Annotated in this window: 21 protein-coding genes; 6 read left to right on the forward strand and 15 right to left on the reverse strand. The window is 45.5% G+C overall.

Translation table 11 applies throughout. From position 1 onward, the window contains the following. Positions 1-41: 41 nt before the first annotated feature. The 3 genes from ACS8FB_RS07165 to ACS8FB_RS07175 are packed head-to-tail and all read right to left on the reverse strand — an operon-like array spanning position 42 to position 4,200. Positions 42-2,537: a molybdopterin cofactor-binding domain-containing protein gene (locus tag ACS8FB_RS07165; protein WP_439261736.1), complete on the reverse strand. Its 2,496-nt coding sequence runs from the start codon at positions 2,535-2,537 to the stop codon at positions 42-44. A gap of 2 nt (positions 2,538-2,539) precedes the next feature. Further along, complete coding sequence (locus tag ACS8FB_RS07170; protein ID WP_439261737.1) at positions 2,540-3,532, reverse strand: FAD binding domain-containing protein; 993 nt, start codon at positions 3,530-3,532, stop codon at positions 2,540-2,542. Beyond that, complete coding sequence (locus ACS8FB_RS07175; protein ID WP_439261738.1) at positions 3,529-4,200, reverse strand: 2Fe-2S iron-sulfur cluster-binding protein; 672 nt, start codon at positions 4,198-4,200, stop codon at positions 3,529-3,531. Before ACS8FB_RS07175 ends, ACS8FB_RS07170 begins: the two co-directional genes overlap by 4 nt. 521 nt (positions 4,201-4,721) lie before the next feature. Here ACS8FB_RS07175 and pstS point away from each other — a divergent pair. The 6 genes from pstS (at position 4,722) to ACS8FB_RS07205 (ending at position 10,616) form a co-directional block, all read left to right on the forward strand. Beyond that, positions 4,722-5,885 (forward strand): phosphate ABC transporter substrate-binding protein PstS, encoded by a 1,164-nt coding sequence (gene pstS, locus ACS8FB_RS07180; protein WP_439261739.1) that lies wholly within the window; start codon positions 4,722-4,724, stop codon positions 5,883-5,885. A 207-nt stretch (positions 5,886-6,092) separates the two neighbouring features. Then, entirely contained in the window at positions 6,093-7,046 is a 954-nt protein-coding gene (pstC, locus tag ACS8FB_RS07185) for a phosphate ABC transporter permease subunit PstC (protein WP_439261740.1), read from the forward strand. A 64-nt stretch (positions 7,047-7,110) separates the two neighbouring features. Further along, positions 7,111-8,013 carry a phosphate ABC transporter permease PstA gene (gene pstA, locus ACS8FB_RS07190; RefSeq protein WP_439261741.1) on the forward strand — a complete coding sequence of 301 codons (903 nt, stop codon included), beginning with the start codon at positions 7,111-7,113 and terminating at the stop codon, positions 8,011-8,013. 203 nt (positions 8,014-8,216) lie between these two features. Then, positions 8,217-9,137, forward strand: coding sequence for a phosphate ABC transporter ATP-binding protein PstB (pstB, locus tag ACS8FB_RS07195; protein WP_439261742.1), 921 nt, complete (start codon positions 8,217-8,219; stop codon positions 9,135-9,137). A gap of 241 nt (positions 9,138-9,378) precedes the next feature. Continuing rightward, positions 9,379-10,164, forward strand: coding sequence for a phosphate signaling complex protein PhoU (phoU, locus tag ACS8FB_RS07200; protein ID WP_439261743.1), 786 nt, complete (start codon positions 9,379-9,381; stop codon positions 10,162-10,164). A 74-nt stretch (positions 10,165-10,238) separates the two neighbouring features. Further along, a complete protein-coding gene (locus tag ACS8FB_RS07205) occupies positions 10,239-10,616 on the forward strand; it encodes an MliC family protein (RefSeq protein ID WP_439261744.1) in 378 nt (125 codons plus the stop codon). 174 nt (positions 10,617-10,790) lie between these two features. On the opposite strand, the gene ACS8FB_RS07210 is transcribed toward ACS8FB_RS07205, so the two are convergent. The 12 genes from ACS8FB_RS07210 to betA form a co-directional block, all read right to left on the reverse strand. Further along, a complete protein-coding gene (locus ACS8FB_RS07210) occupies positions 10,791-12,077 on the reverse strand; it encodes a RidA family protein (RefSeq protein WP_439261745.1) in 1,287 nt (428 codons plus the stop codon). Between the two features lie 206 nt (positions 12,078-12,283). Continuing rightward, the gene (locus tag ACS8FB_RS07215; RefSeq protein ID WP_439261746.1) at positions 12,284-12,883 is read right to left on the reverse strand and encodes a HupE/UreJ family protein; all 600 of its coding nucleotides are present in this window, start codon (positions 12,881-12,883) and stop codon (positions 12,284-12,286) included. A 137-nt stretch (positions 12,884-13,020) separates the two neighbouring features. Further along, on the reverse strand, positions 13,021-13,659 hold the full coding sequence (ureG, locus tag ACS8FB_RS07220) for an urease accessory protein UreG (RefSeq protein ID WP_058369267.1): 639 nt from the start codon (positions 13,657-13,659) through the stop codon (positions 13,021-13,023). Positions 13,660-13,756: 97 nt separating this feature from the next. Further along, positions 13,757-14,479, reverse strand: a complete 723-nt coding sequence (locus ACS8FB_RS07225) for an urease accessory protein UreF (RefSeq protein WP_439261747.1) — start codon at positions 14,477-14,479, stop codon at positions 13,757-13,759. After that, positions 14,454-15,056 carry an urease accessory protein UreE gene (ureE, locus tag ACS8FB_RS07230; protein WP_439261748.1) on the reverse strand — a complete coding sequence of 201 codons (603 nt, stop codon included), beginning with the start codon at positions 15,054-15,056 and terminating at the stop codon, positions 14,454-14,456. Before ureE ends, ACS8FB_RS07225 begins: the two co-directional genes overlap by 26 nt. Before the next feature lie 21 nt (positions 15,057-15,077). Then, a complete protein-coding gene (ureC, locus tag ACS8FB_RS07235; protein ID WP_439261749.1) occupies positions 15,078-16,781 on the reverse strand; it encodes an urease subunit alpha in 1,704 nt (567 codons plus the stop codon). Then, positions 16,778-17,131: an urease subunit beta gene (locus ACS8FB_RS07240; RefSeq protein WP_439261750.1), complete on the reverse strand. Its 354-nt coding sequence runs from the start codon at positions 17,129-17,131 to the stop codon at positions 16,778-16,780. Before ACS8FB_RS07240 ends, ureC begins: the two co-directional genes overlap by 4 nt. Positions 17,132-17,142: 11 nt before the next feature. Next, entirely contained in the window at positions 17,143-17,445 is a 303-nt protein-coding gene (gene ureA / locus ACS8FB_RS07245) for an urease subunit gamma (protein WP_058369263.1), read from the reverse strand. Between the two features lie 142 nt (positions 17,446-17,587). Further along, on the reverse strand, positions 17,588-18,496 hold the full coding sequence (locus ACS8FB_RS07250; RefSeq protein WP_439261751.1) for an urease accessory protein UreD: 909 nt from the start codon (positions 18,494-18,496) through the stop codon (positions 17,588-17,590). A 418-nt stretch (positions 18,497-18,914) separates the two neighbouring features. Next, positions 18,915-19,403, reverse strand: coding sequence for a M48 metallopeptidase family protein (locus ACS8FB_RS07255; RefSeq protein WP_439261752.1), 489 nt, complete (start codon positions 19,401-19,403; stop codon positions 18,915-18,917). Between the two features lie 198 nt (positions 19,404-19,601). Beyond that, positions 19,602-21,647: a choline BCCT transporter BetT gene (gene betT, locus ACS8FB_RS07260; protein WP_439261753.1), complete on the reverse strand. Its 2,046-nt coding sequence runs from the start codon at positions 21,645-21,647 to the stop codon at positions 19,602-19,604. A gap of 330 nt (positions 21,648-21,977) precedes the next feature. Then, positions 21,978-23,678, reverse strand: coding sequence for a choline dehydrogenase (betA, locus tag ACS8FB_RS07265; protein WP_439261754.1), 1,701 nt, complete (start codon positions 23,676-23,678; stop codon positions 21,978-21,980). Between the last annotated feature and the right edge of the window lie 84 nt (positions 23,679-23,762).

Below are 23,762 nucleotides of genomic sequence, written 5' to 3' on the forward strand. Positions count from 1 at the left end.
GGTGAAAATGATAGGTTTTGATAAAAATCTATCAACAGCCCTTACTCTGGCATTTCAGCAAGCAGCTTATCAAGCGTAATTGGAAAATCATAAACACGCACACCGACCGCATTATAGATAGCATTCGCAATAGCTGCCGCCGATCCTGAAATGGAGGTTTCTCCAATCCCTTTAATATGCATAGGGTTGGTATAAGGGTCATCTTCTTCTAACAAAATCACATCCAACTGCGGTACGTCCGCGTTGACCGGCACATGGTACTCGGCAAGGTCATGGTTACATAAGCGGCCATCGTGCTTGTCATGAATGACCTCCTCCATCAAAGCGGAACCAATGCCAAATATCATACCGCCGTAACACTGTGAAGTTGCAAGCTTATGGTTGAGAATACGGCCCGCTGCATACACGCCAGTCATACGCTTGACGCGAATCTCACCGGTGACTTTATGTACCGCGACTTCAGCGAAGTTGGCCCCAAACGAGGCTTGGCGAAGATTTTTGCCATTTTTGCCCGGCTTGATCTGGCCTTTGGCGCTGATTTCTTGCTCGTCAAACTCAGCGATGATATCGGCTAGTGCATAAGACTGATTATCATCAAAATCATATTGCTCGGTTGCTGTTTTCAGATTTGATGCCGATTCTGGCAGCGGTATACCCGTTTTCTCTGACGCTATATCCATCAAATCTACGGCTTTATCCATCAAGCCTGAGACTTTATTAGCCAATTTTTCATCAACCAGCTCTGTGACTTTTTCTTTACCTGCATCAATGGCTACTTCTACTTTACTAGGCTCGTGCTCACCTGATTTTTTGATTTGACCGTTATCTATACGAATCGTATCGGCATGTAGACCTACCTTTTTGGCTAACATGGTGCGTAGCTGCTCACAAGCCAAATAAACCCCACTACCAGCACTGGCCGCGCCAAAACTACCGCCAGAACCTGAAGCTGGCGGTAAATCACTGTCGCCAAGCTTCATCTCGATATGATCGATAGGCAGACCTAATAAGTCGGCTGCGACTTGAGTAAATACGGTGTAAGAGCCTGTCCCAATATCTGTCATATCCGTTTCGATAATGGCTTTGACGCCAAGCTCTTTTGAGTCATCGACTTGTAGTATCGCCCGCGCTTCAGAAGGTTGTAACGTGTTGCCACGAGAAGTGCCAGACATACCGGTACCTATCCACCAGTCGCCTTCTAGTCGGCTGGCAGGTTTGGGGTTATGCTCGTCCCAACCAAATGCTTCAGCGCCTTTTTCCATACAGGCGACCAGCTGACGCGTGGAGAACGGAATCTCTTCACTAGGGTCTTCTTCAGGTTCGTTACGGCGGCGCAGCTCAATAGGGTCGATCTCAAGCTTGTTCGCCAGCTCATCCATCGCACATTCAACAGCGATCATACCTACCGCTTCACCAGGAGCACGCATAGAGCCTGATAATACGTGATTCATATCTACCATCTGATAGCTGACGCGGCGATTCTCTCCGCGATACAAAAAGTGAGTGGATAACGCTGTTGGTTCAAAGAACGCCTCGCCTGGCAAATTGCTGGTCGTGGTATCGTGAATAAAGGTATTAATAATACCCTCTTCATTACAACCGATAGCGATACGCTGACGGGTATTTGAGCGTCTTACCGTCGCTTCCATCACTTGCGGGCGCGTCATAGTAATCAGTACTGGACGACCGACTTCTTTAGAAGCAATAGCGGCAGCAATAGATTCTGGTGCAATACCAAGCTTACTGCCAAAACCGCCGCCCACATAATAGGAGATCAACTCGACTTGATCTTTATTCAAATCTAATGCGTCCATTACTTGCTGCTTACAAGAGGCGATCATCTGGTTTGAAGTATATAAGACAAGCTTGTCATCTTCCCAATGTGCCAAAGTAACGTGCGGTTCCATTGCAGCGCTATTTTGACTTGGGGTATGGTACATACTATCGAGGGTTACCGCCGAATCCGCAAGGCCTTGCTCTGGATCTCCGTGCTTGGCATTCTTATCCGAGCCTTTTTTCTCATTTACCTCGTGGGCGTTAGGTAGCTCTTTAGTAAAATCCAAAGCCGCTTGATCGGTTTCGTCTTTATAAGTGACTTTAAGGGCCTTGGCGCCTTCGGTCGCCGCTTCAAAAGTTTCAGCGACAACAACAGCGATGGGCTCACCATGATAAAAAACCTCGCTTACGCCCTGAGTCGGTGCTTCGGTCTCACCGCCTTGCTGTGCATTACGTAAGAAGCGCTTAGGATCAGTAACGACTTTAATAATACCTGGAATATGTGCAATCGAGTCGTTATCGATCTTTTCGACTTTTCCTTTAGCAACGGTTGAGCCCACCAAGACACCATACAATTTATTGTCTAGTTGAATCTCTGCCGAATAATGAGCTTGACCGCTAACCTTTAACGAGCCCTCGACGCGGTTAATCGGTTTACCCACCAAATTACTTGCTGTTTTGTCAAATAACGTTTCAACAGGCTCATTCATTTTTTCTTTATTGGTAGGCTCTGACGGTAATACTGAATCTAATAATGACATGATTATGCTCCCTCGCCCGCTAGTGCACGCTTAATGACTTGTTTTAGCAAACGGCGTGTTAGTGGTATTTTAAAATCGTTTTGACCGCTACCTTTGGCATCTTTTAACAACAGATCTGCTGCCTGATTGATAGTGTCATCGTCGCCCTGCGTATCCGTCAATAGATCTTCCACGTCCTCATTGCGCCATGGCTGAGTACCAATTCCGCCAAATGCTAAGCGTACTGTCGCCAAATTACCATTATCATCAGCGTCTATCACAGCTGCACAGGATACAAGCGCAAAAGCGTAAGAGGCGCGGTCACGCACTTTGTCATAAGTGTGCATACCTTTAATAGGTGCTGGCAGCACAACATACGTAATAAGCTCACCGGACTCTAAAACGTTTTCGATATGGGGGGTATCTTTTGGCAGACAATAAAAGTCTTTTACCGGAATCTGCCGAGTCGAGCCATCGGTTTTGGCAGTCTCAATCGTTGCATCAAGCAGACGCATAGCGACCGCCATATCGGATGGGTGCTGAGCAATACAAGATTCGCTGGTACCCAAAATAGCCAAAGAGCGGTTCTCACCATCAATTGCAGGACAGCCAGTGCCCGGTTCACGCTTATTACAAGGGCTATCGGTATGATAAAAGTAGTAGCAGCGCGTACGCTGCAGGAAGTTACCGCCAGTCGTCGCTTTATTGCGCAGCTGACCAGTTGCACCAGCTAATATGGCGCGAGACAATACTGGATAATTGGCAATCACACTAGGATGCGCGGCCAAATCACTATTGCTCACTAAAGTCCCAATACGTAGACCGCCATCAGCAGTGTCTTCAATCTGTTCAAGCTCTAAGCGTGTCACATCAACCAGTTTGGTTGGCGTTTCAATCTCAAACTTCATCAGATCGAGCAAATTGGTACCGCCTGCGATAAATGAGGCCTCTTTAGGAGTAGCAAACATTACCGCTTGCTGCGGTTCGAGGGCACGGATATATTCAAAGCGTTTCATGAGCGGCCTCCTGCTGTGCTACTGGCAGTTTTATTATGGTTTACTGATTGGTTACCAAGTTGGGACTGACTGGGCGGCGGTGACCAAATACCTGTTACGGCCGAGTCTTGCAGCGAACTTGTATTCGTCTTTTCACTAGAAGAAGCCCGCTTACCTGACACTTCGCTTTCAAGCACTTGTGAGATGGCATCAACGATGTTGGGATAAGCAGAACAGCGACAAATATTGCCACTCATGCGCTCAGCGATCTCTTGGACTAATAGCCCATTAGGGTTTTTGAGATCTGTCGTCACATAGCTTGGCCAATTTTGCTTGACCTCTTCTATTAAGGCAGTCGCTGAACAAATTTGCCCCGGGGTACAATACCCACACTGAAAAGCATCGTGATCTTTAAATGCTTGTTGCAAGGCTGATAACGATTCGGGCATACCAATGCCTTCGATTGTCGTGATTTCATCACCGTCGTGCATCACGGCTAAGGTCAAACAGGAATTAATACGCTCACCATTGATGAGCATCGTACAAGCACCGCATTGACCGTGGTCACAGCCTTTCTTGGGTCCAGTGATTTGTAAATGTTGGCGGCAGACATCGAGCAATGTCGTGCGCGGATCGAGATTATCAAGCTGATAATCCTGCTTATTAATCGTTAACGTCAAAGTAGACATGCTGGCTTCTCGCTGGCAGATGATAAGAATTTGCGGATGATTTTTTATCCATCCATCTAGTTATTTAGTATTGATTATTTAATATTAAGACGTATTGGACATTTAGCTTTGACGCTACTACAGACCGTTTTTATGCCTTTAATATGCGCTAATGTCATCATTAATATAGAAAAATACAATCGAAACAATCTATACATTAATATGCTCAGCGAAACTTACGATATTGTTTTTTTGTAGTAGATAGGCAAAAAGTGTTAACGCTCAGGCAAATCTGCCTATTTCTCATTTGCGCATACAGAATTAAAACTCCAACTTACAACTGGTTTAATTCAACCTCTTATATAACCATTTTATATAGTCATTAATTTATAACGACCAATCTAAAATTTCACTGCTAATAAGATAAATTTCCCATTGTCATCAAACTGTCATGAAAGCTTGGCAAACTACGACACATCTTCCAAACAGTTATTTTTGCTTTTTATCAAATTTGCTTTGTTGTCAAACTTTAGGAGTCTTACATGCGTTATTCGTTATTAGCAGTCGCCGTTAGTTGTACCTTATTACTCACCGCTTGTAATAAATCGACTAATACTACAGAGTCGGCTACTGATAGCAGTAGCGCTGTAACAGCGGCTGAAACCACCACTAATACAGCGTCTACTACAGCAACTGATTTTAAATCTGCTGAAAACATCGCCATGAACATCACCGGTGCAGGCGCTTCGTTCCCGCAACCTATCTATGCCAAATGGTCTTATGACTATAATGCCGCGACTGGCGGTCAGGTGAACTACCAATCAATTGGCTCCTCTGGTGGTATCAAACAAATCGAAGCAAAAACTGTAGACTTTGGCGCTTCCGATGCACCGATGACCCCTGAAGAGTTGGACGCAGCAGGACTTATTCAGTTTCCGACCGTCATCGGTGGCGTCGTACCGATTGTCAACATCAATGGCATAGAGCCAGGTCAGCTGAAATTGGACGGCGCAACGTTAGCGGACATCTACTTGGGTAAGATTAGCAACTGGAACGACCCTGCTATTACTAACCTAAACCCAGACTTAACCCTGCCTGATGCTGCTATTACCACCGTATTCCGCTCAGATGGTTCAGGTACGACCTTTAACTTTACCGATTATCTGGCCAAGGTTTCAACTGACTGGAAAGACAGCGTTGGTGTCGATAAAACCGTCAAATGGCCGACCTCTGCGACTGGTGCAGGTGGTAAAGGTAACGAAGGGGTTTCAAGTTACGTCAATCGTATGAAAAACTCTATCGGCTACGTCGAGTACGCTTACGCCAAGCAAAATAACATGTCACATACTGCACTAAAAAATGCGGCTGGCAACTTTGTGCAGCCATCTGCTGAGACCTTTGCAGCGGCAGGTGATATCGACTGGTCACAGCAAGCAGGCTTTTATAAAGTCATCACCAACTCTGAGACTGAGCAAGCATGGCCAATCGCAGCGGCGACCTTTATCTTGGTACATAAGCAGCCAGAAAATCCGCAGCAAGTGGCTGGCGTCTTAAACTTCTTCGACTGGGCTTACGCTCAAGGCGACGATGATGCCTTAGCCCTTGATTATGTGCCGTTTTCTGATACCGCTGTTGCGCTCTTTAAAGCGCAGTGGAATGAAGTCAAAGGCAGCGATGGTCAACCCGTCTACAAACCAGCTCAATAGTATTTAAAAACCAGTAATGATTCTCGAGTCACCCTTTCAAACAGCTATTCTCCGGTAGTTGTTTGAAAGGTTTTATCACAACAAATTTAAAAGTAGCGTTATTAATTACCGTTAGTAGCGCTACTGATTAAAATTTAGTTTGCTGTGATAAGACCTGATTAATCTTTTGAATCTTTTGATTTAACCCTATTTGATGCTGAGACACTTATGAATGACCTAAGGTCCCAACTGGCTAAACAAAAACGTTACGACGCGCTATTCGTTAATGCAACTAAGGCTTTTGCCATCCTCGTTCTCTTATCCTTGGGCGGCATTTTGGTCTCATTAATCATCGAGGCTTGGCCAAGTATTCAAGCATTTGGTCTCGGCTTTTATACCAGTAATAACTGGGATACGGTTGCCAATGAGTACGGTGCGCTAGCGCCTATTTATGGCACGCTTGTCACTTCGTTTATCGCGATTTTAATCGCCGTGCCAGTCAGCTTTGGTATTGCGATATTTCTGACCGAGATGTGCCCGAATTTCTTAAAAAAGCCACTTGGTATCGCCATTGAACTACTGGCAGGTATTCCCTCTATCATTTACGGTATGTGGGGATTGTTTGTATTTGCGCCATTTTTTGGCGATCACATTCAGCCGTGGTTTATCGAACACGTCGGTCCACTGCCTATCATCGGTAAGCTATTTGTGGGTGCACCAATGGGACTCGGTATGTTTACCGCTTCACTGGTACTTGCCATTATGATTATTCCTTTTATCGCGGCCACCATGCGTGATGTCTTTTCCGTGGTGCCGGATTTATTAAAAGAATCGGCTTACGGCATGGGTGCGACGACTTGGGAAGTTATGTTTAAGATTATCTTGCCCTATACCAAAGCGGGCGTCGTAGGCGGTGTCATTTTGGGATTGGGTCGTGCATTGGGTGAAACGATGGCCGTGACCTTCCTCATCGGCAACGCCTTTAATATCAGTCCAAGTCTATTTACTTCTGGGGTCACCATTACCTCTGCCCTTGCCAATGAATTCGCCGAAGCCTCTAGTGAGCTACATCTGGCGTCGTTATTACATTTAGGCTTAATTCTATTTGTCATCACTTTCATTGTGCTGTCTTTGGCTAAGCTCATGCTGATGCGCATGGATCATAAAGCAGGTAATCGATAGTAGCTGGATTTTTGATAGATTTTAATGGTTATTGGTACTGATAAGAATATGGGAAATGAGTGTTATGCCTACTAATGCTATGAATTCAGCGTTACCTGTTAAGACAAGCTTTGAAGATCGTTATAACAAGCGCCTTTATAACAAGCGGCGCTGGGCCAACAAGCTCGGTTTGGGTTTTGCCATGTCAGCGATGGTTTTTGGCTTGATTTGGCTGTTTTGGATATTGGTAACGCTTTTTGTAGAAGGCTTTCAAGGCATGGTGCAAATGCCTATCTTTACCGCCGACACTCCGCCGCCAATGAGCGCAGGTGGTTTACGTAACGCCATTGTCGGTTCCGTGATGTTGGCATTTTCGGGATTGTTTATCGGCGCGCCTATTGGCTTGATGACAGGGATTTATTTGTCTGAGTTCTCTCATGGCAGCATGCTTGGCAAGGTGACGCGCTTCTTAAACGATATTTTGCTCTCTGCACCTTCGATTGTCATTGGTCTCTTTATTTATGCGTTGATGGTAAAAGGCCAAAGCTTTTCTGGTTGGGCCGGCGCACTGGCATTGGCACTCATTGTCATTCCTGTTGTCGTGCGTACGACTGAGAACATGCTTAACTTAGTGCCCAACAGTATTCGTGAAGCGGCCTATGCACTGGGTACGCCTAAATGGAAAATGGTAACGCAAGTCACTATTAAAGCGGCTCGAGCAGGGCTGACCACTGGTGTGCTGTTGGCCTTTGCCAGAATCACGGGTGAGACAGCGCCATTACTATTTACGGCATTAAACAACCAATACTTTAGTACCGATATGAGTCAGCCAATTGCTAACTTGCCTAATACCATTTATCAGTTTGCGATGAGCCCTTATGACAATTGGCATGCACTTGCATGGGCCGCTGCACTGCTCATTACCGCTTCGGTATTGGTCCTAAATGTCTTGGCAAGATTCATCGGTGGTCGCAGCTCCAGCAAATAGCAGACAAACCAAATAAAAGCAGTTACTAAATAAAAATGATGCGTTTTTGACATGTGTTGCTGGAATAAATTTCACTTGCGTGCTGTGCCTACGCCGACAGAGGCCGCGCGAAATATATTCCAACAACACTGGGTCGTTTTTAAAGTAGATCAACTACACCATTTACTTAAATTTATATTCATTAAGCTAGGTTGGATAACATTATGAATGACGTCATAAGCAAAGTCCGTACAACAACTAATACGAATAACTTCAAGACGCCGACAGGCAATCTACTAAATAGGCCAATGTCGACGGCAGCGCAAATGCAGCAGCCAGATGCGGCAAACCTAACTAAGCAAACACTGCATGATATTCCCAAAAACATGCCTGCAGCAAAAATGCAGATTCGTGATTTAAGCTTTTATTATGGTGATTTTCAGGCACTAAAAAACATCAATATCGACATTCCTGATAAAAAGGTCACTGCCTTTATCGGCCCGTCAGGTTGCGGAAAATCGACTCTGCTACGTACTTTTAATCGTATGTATGACTTATATCCCGGCATGCGTGCAGAAGGCAATATCAATCTTGATGGCAAAAACATCTTAGGTAAAGACGTCGATGTCAACCTACTACGCGCGCAAGTGGGCATGGTGTTTCAAAAGCCAACCCCGTTCCCGATGTCCATCTATGACAATGTCGCCTTTGGTGTGCGTCTCTATGAAAAATTAAGCAAAGCTGAGCTCGATAATCGTGTGGAATGGGCGCTAAAAAAATCGGCATTATGGCCAGAAGTAAAAGACAAGCTCAAAGCTTCAGGCTTGTCTTTATCAGGCGGACAGCAGCAACGACTGTGTATCGCTCGTAGTGTCGCTACCAAGCCTGAAGTGCTGTTACTTGATGAGCCAACCTCTGCACTTGACCCACTCTCGACAGGCGCCATTGAGGATTTGATTGAAGACCTAAAAAACGACTACACCATTGCCATCGTTACTCATAACATGCAACAGGCTGCGCGAGTGTCAGACTATACAGTCTATATGTATTTGGGCGATATGATTGAGATGGGCGAGACGGACCAAGTATTTACCACGCCTACGCAAAAAGCGACGGAAGACTACATTACTGGTCGTTATGGTTAACGCTGTGCAAATTAAAAGTACAGCAGACTAAAGCTATTTACACAAATTAAAAAACATATCTCGTTATAGTCGTTTCATTTTAAAAAGATATATGTACTGCTGGGGTGAATTTTGCGAAGCATCTGTCTGGCCTGCGCACAGCAAGCGAGGAAAATTTATCCCAGCAGCACGCCATTAACAGTGCCCTTCTTTTAGGTTGAACTGACTACACTAAAATACAGATATTTAGGAAATACCTCTTATGCAAAGTGACAAGCACATCTCCAAAAGTTTTGATCAAGATTTGGATGAGGCGATTCGTCTGTTTTTAGTGATGGGCGACCATGCAGCTAGCCAAGTTGCCAAAGCCATTCACGCCCTTATCGACAAGGATGACACACTGGCGCAAGAAGTCATCGAGATGGATTTTGAAATCAATCGGCAGGAGGTCGAGCTTGATGAGCATATCTTGTTATTGGTCGCCAAGCGTCAGCCAGCGGCCAGTGATTTGCGCTTGGTAATGTCCATCAGTAAAGGCGTGGTAGATCTGGAGCGCATCGGCGATGAAGCGGTCAAAATCGCCAAAATGGCCAATAAACTTGCAGCACAAGGCAAATCATCATACGGTTACGCTGAGGTTCAACATCTCAGCAATCAGGTTCGTATCATGCTACATAATGCGCTAGAAGCCTTTAGTCAGTCGAATGCTGAGCAGGCATTTGAAGTGATGCGCAATGATGATGTGGTCAATGAGGAATATCAGTCAGCGATTCGTGCCTTGATGACTTATATCATGGAGGACGCGCGCCACGTCTCCAAGGTCATCAATATCGTGTGGGTGTTGCGCGCGCTTGAGCGTATTGGTGATCATGCGCAAAACATCGCTGAGCTGGTTATCAACTATATCAGCGGACAAGATGTACGCCATTCGGACTATGCGCTGGTCGAAAAAGCGGTGCAAGAAGCCAATGATCGGATGGCGGCGCGCCGAACTAACGACGTGCCAGTGGCAGATATCGGCACAACAAATGATAATAGAAGCCAATAAAATAGACACAACTTATTGTAAGATACGTCTCGCATTGCTACCCTTATCAGCCCGTAGTGCTATCGAGAAATATCATGAAAAAATTACTGGTTGTAACCCCTACTATTTTATTATTAGCAGCATGTGCGACTAATGCACCAATAAATAATGGCCATAGTGGGCATAAGCCTCAAATACAAAAATCTTATGCTTTTAGCTGTGAAGATAATAGTAAGGTGACTGCTATTTATTCAGCGAATGGCAAATTCGCTAACTTAAGCTTGACCCTTCCTAAGCTTGGCTTACGCAATAAAAGAGTTAATCTTAAACGAGCAGTATCAGGTTCTGGTGCTCGTTATGTTAAGGAGTCAAGCTCTAAAGCCAGCTACGAATGGCAGACTAAAGCCAATGTTGGCGTCCTGAGTATCCGCTCAGTAAACGATCGTAAATACAGCGTTACTTGCCGACTATAAAAGCCATCATATTATTTTTTAAACCGTTCTCTTTTCAAACAGCTCGCCTTTTTAAATAACATTTTTTCTAAATAAACCCTCTTCATATTACTAGGAAGATCTAAAAAAAGTGCCCGTCGTTGAAATGACTGGCACTTTTTTCTTAAAAAGTCCTGTTATCAACAATTACTATTCTCAAGCTGGTGGCGTACCCTCGGCATTAGATATGACAGTGTCAATCTGTATCAAAGCATCCATAGGAATAGCGGCAACACCAATCACTGTTCTGGCTGGCAAGTCGTTATTGAAGAAGGTCTTATAAATATCATTTACCGCATCGATATCCGTGATGTCTGTAAGTTGGATGGTCATTTTTACCACATCGTCCATAACATGATCGATACTTTCTACAATGGCTTTGATATTTTCTAAGCACTGTTTGGTCTGCGCTTTTATATCACCATCGATTAGTTTGCCGGTTTCAGGATTGATAGGTAATTGACCTGAGAGATGGTTGTAATGAGAGAACGCTACCGTTTGTGTCGATAACGGGTTCTTCGGCGCTTTATCGGTATTGTTAGCCTTAATAGTGATGCTATGTTTATCTTCAGTGGCTTGTGGCGGTGTGCCATTTCCATGAGACACGATAGCATCAATCTGTACCAAAGCATCTAGCTGTAAATCTGACGCTATCACCATCGTCAGTGCCGGTAAATAGGCCGCGCTTCCATCACTGGTTGACTCTGGAAAGAATTCTTTATAAACGTCATTTACCACGTCCACATCGGCAAGACTCTTTAAAAAGATATTTACTTTGACAATTTCTTGAAGAGGAACGTCGATACTTTCTAAAATCGCTTCAATGTTTTGTAGGCATTGCTGCGTCTGCTCTTTGACACCACCAGCGACCAGCTTACCAGTTTCAATATCGACAGGCAGTTGCGCTGAGATATTATTGTAATGGGAAAAAGCGATCGTATGCGGCGATACTGAATCTTTTGGTACTTGTTCATTGTTTTTTGGTACTTTTACCAGCTCAACGGGTGCTTGCGGATACGTACCTTCACCGTTTGAGATAACAGCGTCCATTTGTACCAAAGCATCATCCATGGGTAGTGCTGCTACTGCTATGACCGTCCGTGTCGGCAGATAGCCTTGAAAAAATGCGGGGTAAATCGTATCGATGTCTTTAATGTCTTCGATGTTTTTTAAAAATATATTAATTTTGATCACATCATTCATGTCATGATCGATGCTTGCTACAATGGTTTTGATATTTTTTAGGCACTGCGCGGCTTGGACTTTTATATCGTTCGCAACCAAATCACCGGTAGTAATATTGACAGGTAATTGCGCTGAGATATAGTTGTAATGCGAAAAAGCAACAGTTTGCGTAGACAGTAAATTTTGCGGAGCAATGTCCGTGTTTCTTGATACTTTTATGATAGTGTCATTAATAGCGTGATTAGTAGTGTCATTCATATCGGTATTCCCTATTTGATATGTGTTTTTATATAAATCTCAGTTTGATACAGTTTTATCGTTTTCTATAAAAAGCTAGCTATGGAACAAGACGAGAAAATTAAACTCAAAAAGCCGCAAGAAATCTGTGCGGCTTTTTAGATTTATCATGATAACTGGGTTGCAGCACTAGTAGAGACTAGCTAGTGAAGATCAGCTAGTAGCGATTAGCCAGCAGCCAATACCCCACCAATGATAGCAACCACGCCGCCTAATGCACGAGTAATACGGTTATCGGCTTTGAGCATCATGGTGCCGAGACCGCGACCGACAAAGGTAATGGCTAAGGTTGCGACTACGAAGCCAGCCATATAAAGCAGTAAGCTTGAACCTTGGGTCATCTCAGTTCCGTGAGCATAACCGTGGGCGACCATAAACAGCGCAACCAAAGTGCCACCAACAGCAGTCGGCAGTTTTGCAAGCGTCGCGATTAGTACACCGACTAGCAAGACTGACATGGCAATGCCTGTCTCTATCCCAGCCAAACTAACACCAGCCCATGCGAGGCCTGCGCCCGCTATCATGCCACCGACGACAAATAAAGGCGTGCCACGTTTCATCGTAGTGTTTTGGCGAATACTCCAAAAACCAATCGCACCCATGGCCAATAAGTGGTCAAGACCCATTAATGGATGCAATAAACCACTAAGAAAACCATTGCTCACATGCTCGCCATGGCCAGGATGGGCAACGGCTAAAGTGGCCGTCAGCATCAGCCCGATGGTCATTAATAGTTTCGCCACTGGCAACTTAGTCATTTTATTCATGGTATTCTCCCTCTGTTCTTTTTGTTTATTGTTAACTGGTATATAACTACTTTTTATATCTTGCTTGTACTATAAAGGCGTTTAAGCACTGATAGTTAAGCACTGGCAGTTAAGTATTAATAATTAAGCACTTATTCTTAAGCATCAGCGCTTAGCTTTCCAGGACGACGCTCAGGTAACATGCCCTGCTTTAAAATAAAGCTAATGATTTCTTCTACGCCTACACCGTCATACAAGTTGGTGAATATAAATGGACGCTCGCCGCGCATTTTTTTCGAGTCACGTTCCATCACATCTAGGGAGGCGTGTACATATTCAGCGATATCAATTTTATTGATAATTAGCAAATCTGATTTGGTAATACCGGGGCCGCCTTTACGAGGGATTTTGTCACCAGCAGCGACATCGATGACGTATAGAGTTAAATCAGAAAGCTCTGGGCTAAAGGTCGCGGCTAAGTTATCGCCGCCAGACTCTACTAACACTAGCTCTAGATTAGGATGACGCGTTTGCAAATCATCGATTGCGGCCAGATTCATAGAAGCGTCTTCGCGGATGGCCGTATGCGGACAGCCGCCTGTTTCCACACCAAGAATACGATCAGCAGGCAAGGCGTCGTGCTTAAGTAAAAAGTCAGCATCTTCACGGGTGTAGATATCGTTGGTAACCACGGCAATGTCGTAGTGATCTTTTAAGGCGCTACATAACTGGCGTAATAAGGCCGTTTTGCCAGAACCAACTGGTCCACCGACACCTACTCTTAAACAATGTTTCATGGCTATTTTTCCTTATATATTAGTCAAAATGTATGAGTCAAAGCGGTTATAAAATCGAAGAGGTTATAGCATTAAAGCGATCGTAAATAAAAAACGATTAGCTTCTAAATAATCTTGAATATTGGGTTTCGTGCTGGGCACTACCGAGCGCTAAGCCCGGTAAAATCGGACCTAACTGCTCATCGGTTAAAGCCAGCGCGGTATCAACGGCAGCGACCAGTTGCGGGCGTAGTTGCTCGTTTAAACGCTGTGCGGCAGTATGACCTAATGGCATCGCTTTACAGGCAACCGCCAGTTGGTTTTCCAGCCAGCCCCAAGCAAAGCCGAGTAAACTCTGGCGTATCGGTACTTGTCGCTGATGGGCAGTCCAAGCAAAAACGGTCACGTAACCGGGATCTTCTGGTAACTTCGCATGACCTAAGGCTGTCTGCGGCTGCAACTCTAAACTGTTGAGCAAGCGCATCAGTGCTTGTCCCAAACGTATGTCTTCGTCGCTCAGCTCAGCGGTCTCACGGTTGGCATGTATCCAGTCATTCCAAAAGGCCAGACCTTCACTGTCACCATTCTCCCAGCAGGTTTGCAAGCGTGCCAGTACTGGTAATTCGCAGCGAGACAAGCCATCGTCAAGTACGCCCTCTAACCACTCGCCAAGCTCAGTCTCATTACATACCCAGCCAAGCTCAAATGCACTCTCTAGGCCCTGCGACCAAGCGAATGCACCGATTGGCAATGCAGGGCTAATCAGTTGCATCAGTCCCAGCAGCGCCAGATCGCTGGTTGCTTCTGGCTGTACATCAGTGTGCATGGTTATGGTCGTCATTATGGGAATGTCCATGGGCATGATGGTGTTCGTGAGAGTGGTCATCCGCGTGTTCGTGAGAGTGGTCATCCGCGTGTTCGTGTGAATGAGAATGGGCGTGTGCATGTTCATGGGCATGAGAATGTTCACGGCCAGCTTGCGCATAAGCACCAGACTCTGGATCAAATGGCGCCTGGTGATGGCTCAAGGTAGCTCCCAGCAGAACTGCCAATTCTTCTAACACATGATCTGGCGGGAACCGCACCCAATAACGTCCCTCTTCATCACGACCAAGGGCGAGCGATACATGACGATTACCTAAGTGATAGCCAAGTCGTCCCAATGCCAAACCGCTCTCAACATAAGCGGTAGTAACTGGTTCATCAGCGGCAAACACTTGGACGATCTCACCGCTGCTCGCTTGTAGTAAATTACCATGACGCAGTACCGGACCACGATCAAGGAACAAGCCAACATCGAGGCCACTATCAGTCACTGCTTTTAAGCGGCCACGTATGCGCAGCTCATAAGGTAGCGTTAGGGTGTCGTGTACATCGGCCTGAGTGCTGCCGTCGATTCTTTTTATTAATTCAAGCATATTGATATCCTTACAAGTGCTCTAAAACAAATGATAGCGTTGGGCTAATGGCAATTCTGACAGGGGCTCACACGTTAATAACTCGCCATCTGCGCGAACTTCATAAGTTTGTGGGTCTACTGTCAGCTCTGGGCAGGCATCATTGAGCTTCATATCGCTCTTACGCATTTGGCGAACGTTTTTACATGCAACCAGCCTGCTCTTTAGACCAAGCCGTTCTTCTAAGCCTGTATTCATTGCCGCTTGACTGACAAAAGTGATTCGAGTGGCAGCGGCAGCACGACCAAGTGCACCAAACATACGGCGATAATGCACTGGTTGCGGCGTAGAAATAGCCGCATTGGGATCACCCATTGCAGCGCCCGCTATCATGCCGCCTTTGAGGATAATTGATGGCTTAACGCCAAAAAAGCCCGGCTTCCACAATACCAAATCTGCCAGCTTATCCACTTCGATAGAACCAACTTCATGACCAACGCCATGAGTGATGGCTGGATTTATAGTGTATTTAGCAATGTAGCGCTTCACACGGAAGTTATCCGTCCCGCGTTCCTCATCTTCTGGTAACAGACCACGTTGTAGGCGCATTTTGTGCGCAGTTTGCCAAGTGCGGCACACTACTTCGCCAATACGGCCCATCGCTTGTGAGTCAGATGAAATCATCGAAATCACCCCCATATCATGGAGGATGTCTTCGGCCGCAATAGTCTCGCGGCGGATACGCGAATCGGCAAAGGCGACGTCCTCTGGGATACTTGGGTCTAGATTATGGCACTCCATCAACATATCGAGATGCTCATCAACGGTATTAATCGTATAAGGGCGTGTCGGATTGGTAGATGATGGTAAGACGTTGGGCAGGCTACAAGCGACGATAATATCGGGCGCATGACCACCACCAGCACCTTCAGAATGGTAGGTATGAATACAGCGATCTTTAAACGCCGCTACTGTATCTTCTACAAAGCCTGACTCATTTAAGCTATCGGCATGAATAGCAATCTGTATATCATAGCGATCGGCCACATCTAAGGCATTGCTAATAGAGGCTGGAGTCGCGCCCCAATCTTCATGGATTTTTAGACTCATTGCGCCCGCTTCTACTTGTTGCACCAGCGCTTCTGGCGTGCTAGCACTACCTTTACCAAGAAAACCAATATTAATGGGCAGGTCATCCACGGCTTGCATCATTTTGCCTAGATGCCAGGGACCTGGGGTATGAGTGGTCGCGATTGAGCCAGTCGCTGGTCCCGTACCGCCGCCAATCATAGTCGTTAGGCCACTCATTAATGCTTCGTCCACCTGCTGCGGACAAATATAATGCACATGAGTATCGACAGCACCTGCCGTCAAAATCTGACCTTCACCGGCTATAATTTCGGTACCAGGGCCAATGACGATATCGACATCAGGTTGGGTATCAGGGTTGCCGGCTTTTCCTATAGCAGCGATGTGGCCATTTTTTAGACCCACATCGGCTTTCACGATACCCCACCAGTCGATAATGATAGCATTGGTAATGACGGTATCCATCACGGCATCGTCGCAGCGCTGACTTTGCCCCATACCATCACGAATCACTTTGCCACCACCGAACATAACCTCTTCACCATAATGCGTGTAGTCTTTTTCGATCTCAATCCACAGCTCAGTATCGCCTAAACGAATTCTATCGCCAGTCGTTGGACCATACATATCTGCATAAGCTTGGCGAGTAATTTTCATAAGTTCGCTCCTGAGTCTGAGTTTTGGTTCTGACCCTGATCCTGATCTAAGGGACCCATTACCTCACCACGGAAACCATAAATATGGCGTAAGCCTGAAAAAGGAATTAAGGGTACATCACGGTGTTGACCCGGCTCAAAACGTATCGCCATACCTGCCGCAATTGCCAAGCGGTGCCCGTAAGCTTTTTTTCGGTCGAAATCTAGAGCTGCGTTGGTCTCGGCAAAGTGATAGTGAGAGCCGACTTGGATAGGACGGTCACCCGTGTTTGCGACGTTGATAGTGATAGGTTCACGATCGACACATAACTCAATGTCATCGCTCTTTAGCTGATATTCACCAGGAATCATAGCAAGTCTCCTCAGACAATAGGGTTATGAACGGTCACAAGCTTTGTGCCGTCGGGAAAGGTTGCCTCAACTTGCAGGCTTTCGATCATCTCAGCGATACCATCCATGACGTCATCTCGGGTAAGGATTTCGCGGCCTGCACTCATCATCTCTGCCACGGTACGGCCTTCACGCGCGCCTTCCATAATGGCGCAACTGATCAGCGCTATTGCTTCAGGATAATTCAGTTTGAGGCCTTTAGCTTTGCGGCGCTCAGCAAGTAGCCCTGCGGTAAACAATAGCAATTTATCTTTGTCTCTTGGCGTTAATTCCATCGCTGACTCCTTCTTATATTATGGTTATCGTTATTGTTTTATTAAAAGCCTATGTCATTAGAAGGCTTATGTTATTAATTATTAATAAATAGACAGATAAAAGCGTTTGGCAGCCCCCAAGCAAATGCTTGGGCATCAATCGTTAAGTCAACCAAATTCGTGGTGTGATAGCGTTGTGTCCGGTCAATCGCGGACGTAGCACTTCTCGCGCTTGCTGGAATAACTCCCACGCTTCGTTACGCTCTACGCCTAAATAGCGTAGCAGCAATACGCCGCGACGATAGGTAACTGCCCAGTGATCGGCAGCGGGTATATGCTCACGTAGTGCAGTGATGGCCTCTAACGGATCGTCCATTCCAACCGCCCATAATGTCGCATGCACGGTGGCGCCGCCCTGCCCCCACATGCCAGCGAATCTGGGATGATCTGGATCTATGCATTGGCGCTCTATCCATAATGGACGACCATTACGAGTAAGTTGAAAACGCTGTTCGAGGCGACCACTGACGAAAGGCAGCTTGCTGGCAGGGCGACCAAGACCGAGAATCTCCCACCCCAAGCATTTAGCATTGTCTTCTAAATCAATGATGATGGTCTGCTCGCCGCGAGAGCCATTAAAAGCCAACGTTTCTTGTGGTAGCCATTCTAAAGTAGCGTCATTAGCAATTTTTAGATAGGTATGCTGATTCCAAGCAACGCCATTGCTATCAGCTTTATAAAGCTTATTGGCAGCAGTTGTCGTTAGCAAAGTATGCGCGTTTGACGCTACAGTGACATCGATGTTGAGCGTATCACCGCTAGCGATACCACCTGGTGGATGTAGCAGATAGACATGACAGCAACCATCGCGACCTTCAGGGTAGAATGGTCTTTGGACACGTAAGGGACCATAATGGCGCGCTATATTCATACGAGTGATATGGGTATCACCATCAGCATGAGCCCCAAACCCCAACGTCAAAAATGCTGCCCAATGACGGTTGGCATCGAAGTGGTGTCCTGAGTCTGTAGCGGTTTGTTGTATTGTAGAACTATCGGATAATGTCATCATTCCATCAATTCCCTTTTTATAAACCCAGCGCGACATATATCGCTGAATCGTCACCTAATCGTCCTGATAGGCAGGTAATGAACTTAAGCAAAATGATCAAAATCGTTCACGTGCGCAGGTAAGGTTGACAACACTGGCTTAACAGCCATTAATGAATGTCAAAGTATAGGCATTGATTGCCTCAAAACTGTAAAGTAATAATCGTCAGATCAAACATCAAAATATTAGATATATCCTTTAGTATGTTTTGGCGTTGATTATTCTATGCGTAAAAAACGCTTATGAAATAGCCTATACTCTATAACTCTTATAGGCCATTCGTATAGGCTTGTCAAGATAATACTGGGAATATAGCGAAGGGTAAACTATGGTTGAATCTAAGTCATATCAATGAGTTAAATCGGTACAATTAATCAAATCACAACTCACGCCAGTGCAACCACAAGCGTGTGTCCAACTCAAACTGATGATAATCTGGCTCCATGTGGCAGCATAATTGATAAAAAGCCTTGTTGTGCTCATGCTCTTTAAAATGCGCCAATTCATGAACGACTATCATGCGTAAAAACTCAGGTGGCGCTTCTTTAAATAAGCTCGCTACCGTAATACTGTTATGCGATTTTAGCTTACTGCCTTGTACGCGAGACTGGGTAGTATGAATACCCAGCGCATGCTTAAGAACTTTTAACTTACTGCTATAACTGACATTCGATAATGGGCCAATTTTGCGCATAGATTGGTTTTTTATGTCGTTTATATATTGATACAGCGCCTTATCGCTTTGCACTTGGTGCTGATCAGGGTATTTATTTTCTAGGTACTCTCCTAGCCTGCCCTCACTGATGAGCAGTGCCGCTTGAGTTTGAATTTGCTCAGAGTAATGAGCAATGTACTTGAGTGTGGTCACAAATTTATCCTTTGCTAATGCTTATTTTTCTAATATTTTATTTGCCACTATTTTGCAGTTTCTCTTTATCGATTCTATCTTATATCTCCTATTGACCTATAGCCAGTTCATAAATAAACCCCATAAGCTGCATTCAACTTATGGGGTCATATAAAAGACAATCTCGTCACTACATATAGCCAGTTAACATCTAGCCAATTAACGCTCTAAATGTAGATACTGTAGATGGCACTCGTACTGATGTAGAATATCGACCAGCACTTGCTCCTTGGTGTAGCCAACCAAGTCATACTCTTGCGAACCATCACTCAAGAACACTTCAGCACGGTAGTAAAATTCTGCATGCTTGGTCGAAGTATTCAGCGTAAAGTTAGGACGCTCAGCTTTGATGAGATTAACTTCATACACAAAGTCATCTTCATCGCCATGACCGACACGCAGTTTTACGCCATCTATCTGACCTTCATCTTGACCCTTACCAGCATCTATACTTTCACTGATATTATCAAGATTACGAATATCTAAAGAAGTGTTAAGACCGCCTGCTTTCAGCTCTTTTTCAACCTCGGTCATCGCTGGCATGACAGTATTTTGCAAAAATCTTTCAACTTGTGCGTGCCCTGGGAAGCTGACAATACGTTGCAGACGTGCTTTCCAGCTCTTACCGCTATCTAGCACGTTTGCAGTGCCAAGGGTGCTGGCTTTACGTTTATTACCTTCTTCTTTTAATGAGGTCCACATCGACATCATGTAAAGAACTAAAATAAGCGAGAACGGCAAACCGGCAATCACAGAAACGGACTGTAATGATGCAAAGCCACCTGCGAACAGTAAGCCTAGGGTAATCAAACCCGTTGCCGCCGCCCAAAACAAACGCAGCCATACAGGCGCGTCAGTATCATTGGTCATGCCTCTCGAGCTTAGGTTCGCGAGTACCAAAGCGCCGGAGTCAGCTGAAGTCACAAAGAATATAAGACCAATAACCACGCCAGCAAATGATAAAATATCACTGTAAGGAAAGTACTCAAACAAGGCAAACATGCCCATCGCTGCATCATTGACTGCAATTTCGCCAAGCTCAGTTGCACCATTGGCGACTAGGTCTATGGCTGAATTACCAAAGATAGAGAACCATGCAAAGATGAAACCTAGCGGGATAAACATCACGCCAAATACAAACTCGCGCAAAGTACGACCACGGCTAATACGCGCAATAAATAAGCCTACAAACGGTGCCCAAGCAACCCACCATGCCCAGAAAAATATCGTCCAGCCTGATTTCCAATCGGCACCAGCAGTACCGTCATAAGCATAGACATCGAATGTTTTGAAAACGATGGTTTGGAAATATTGACCGATACTTTGGGTAAAAGTGTTGAGCAAATAAATCGTATTACCCAGCACCAATATGGCAATCAATAGCAAAATTGACGCCAGCATATTGAATTCAGATAGACGGCGTACACCTCGCTCTACACCAGTCATGGCAGAGATAGCGGCAGCAGCGACCACGCCCAAGATAATCAGGCTCTGCACCATTTTGCTCGACTCGATACCGAAGACATGGGTCAAGCCTGCATTGGCCTGCAACACGCCGATACCTAAGCTAGTCGCAATACCCATCAGCGTACAGACGACACCAAAGGTATCAATACCATCGCCCAGCCAGCCCTTGATTAGGCGCTCGCCAAAGACAGGGGTTAGCGGTGAACGTAGCGCTAACGGCATGTTTTTACGATAAGCAAAGTACGCCAATGCCATCCCGATCAAGGCATAAATGCCCCAGCCGTGCAGACCCCAATGTAAAAAAGTCTGCGATAGCGCTTCACGCATAGCCGCCTCACTGGCAGGCTCGAGTCCCGTATGCGGCGTCAAATAATGCATTAATGGCTCAGAGGCACCAAAGAACAATAAATCAATGCCGATACCAGCAGAGAACAGCATTGCCGCCCATGCTAAAAAGGGAAACTGGGCTTTTTCGTGGTCTTGACCTAACTTGATGTCGCCGTATTTTGAAAAACCAACAAACAAGGCAAATATACTATAAGCGGCGACCACTAGCATGTAATACCAGCCAAAGCTCTCTGATACCCATGCCATGCCATTACTTAGTAATGTCTCACTATAATCTGGAAACGCTATCGTCCAAATAATTAATAAAATAGAAACTATTGCTGAGCCCAAAAAAACGGTCTTATTTAGACTCAGAGATTTCGTCGCATCTTCTGATGGCGAACTGTACATAAAAGACCTCAATAGGTAAATGAAACACAGTCTGATATTGCTTTGTCCGTCATAAACTGACGACTCATCGCCACATTATGTCTCCATAAATGCATGACGCACAAAGCAGTACCAATCAATAACAATTTGCTAAGCAATGAAATCCACCCTTAGCAAAACCTCAAAAACTAACAATACAAACTGAAATAACGGTCACGCTATAATCCGGTAAAAATAGGAAAGACAGAAAAGATATAGCGCGAACAGAGTAGCACTGATAAAAAAGACCTTTACTTTGAAAGGCCTTCTTGTTGAAATTATCCAATAGTGTCCAATAGCTTAGACAGTCGTTTAAACAACAGAGCTGTAATCACGCATCGGCTCGGCTCTTAGCGGAGCGCCATTGGCGACATAATAATCTGCCGTCGAGCGCGGTAATTGCTTGCCGCGCATCTTATCAACGATTTTTTCTGCCAGCATAATCGTGGTCGCGTTAAGGTTACCACTAATTATATTTGGCATGATAGAAGCATCAACGACTCGTAAGCCACTAATACCATGCACCAGCCCTTCTCCATTGACTACCGAATCATTGCCTTCGCCCATCGGACAAGTACAAGATGGGTGATACGCCGTCTCACTGTGGTTACGAACGTACTCATCCAACTGCGCATCGGTCACCAAATCATCGGTCGGCGCAATAGCACGTCCGCGATAAGGATCGAGTGCTGGCTGATGCATAATCTCACGAGTGATACGCATCGCAGCGCGGAACTCCTGCCAGTCTTGCTCATGAGACATATAGTTAAATAAGATACTCGGATGAGCGCTTGGATCTTTTGAGGTCAACTTGACGCGGCCACGACTTGGCGAGCGCAATGAACCTACGTGTGCTTGAAAACTATGAGAGTTCACCGCACTGCGGCCATCGTAACGCACCGCTAACGGCAAGAAATGATACTGGATATTAGGATGGGTAAACTTCTCATCAGTACGGATAAAGCCGCCACCTTCAAACTGATTGGAGGCGCCAAGTCCCGTCCCCATAAACAACCATTCAGCACCAATCGCTGGCTTATTCCACCATTTATTGGCAGGTGCGATCGAGACCGGCAACTTACATTCGTACTGCATATACAGCTCTAGATGGTCTTGTAAATTATTACCGACACCCGGTAAATCTAAAATCTCAGTCACGCCTACATCTTTAAGCCATTGACCAGGACCAATACCTGAACGCTGCAACAGTTGCGGTGAAGCAATCGCGCCAGAAGAGACAATCACTTCACGAGATGCGTAAAAGTTTTTGGTTTGACCTTGGTGTTCTACTTTAACGCCTACGGCACGCTTGCCATCGAACAAAATCACATCGGTCAATGCACCAGTTAAAATGGTGATATTGCTACGCGGTTTGGCACGGTCAAGATAACCGCGAGCCGTTGATGCGCGGCGACCATTGGGCGTCACAAAACGATCCATTGGCCCAAAGCCTTCTTGCTGATAACCGTTTAGATCATCTGTGCTTGGATACCCAGCTTGCACGCCCGCTTCAATCATCGCTTCAAACAGCGGATTGACTCCTGGCTTTGAAGTGGTCATCTCAACCGGACCACCGACGCCATGATAATCATTCTCGCCAGCGTCGCAGTTTTCTAGCTTTTTAAAGTAAGGCAGACAGTCTGAATAAGTCCAATCTTCTAAGCCTTTGATTTTCGCCCAATCGTCAAAATCGAGCGCATTACCACGGATATAGCACATACCATTAATCAATGATGAGCCACCAAGCCCTTTACCGCGACCGCAGTCCATCACGCGATTATTCATATTCGGCTCGGGATCGGTTTTGTATCCCCAGTTATAAGTGGTGCCTTGTAACGGCATCGCGAGCGCTGCTGGCATCTGGGTGCGAAAGTCTAGGCGATGGTCTGGACGACCCGCTTCTAACAGCAACACCTTAATGTTGGCATCTTCGGTCAAGCGCGTGGCCAGCACATTTCCGGCTGAGCCTGCACCGACAATGATGTAGTCATATTCAGGTGTGGTTGTTGTCATAAAATGCTCCATAATATTGAAAAATAAATCATTTAATATCAGTAAAATTGAATCAAAAGGACAAATTAGCCCAAATGAATCAAT

The sequence above is a fragment of the Psychrobacter sp. 1U1 genome, assembly GCF_051847535.1.
In the GTDB taxonomy this organism is placed as follows: Bacteria; Pseudomonadota; Gammaproteobacteria; order Pseudomonadales; family Moraxellaceae; genus Psychrobacter; species Psychrobacter saeujeotis.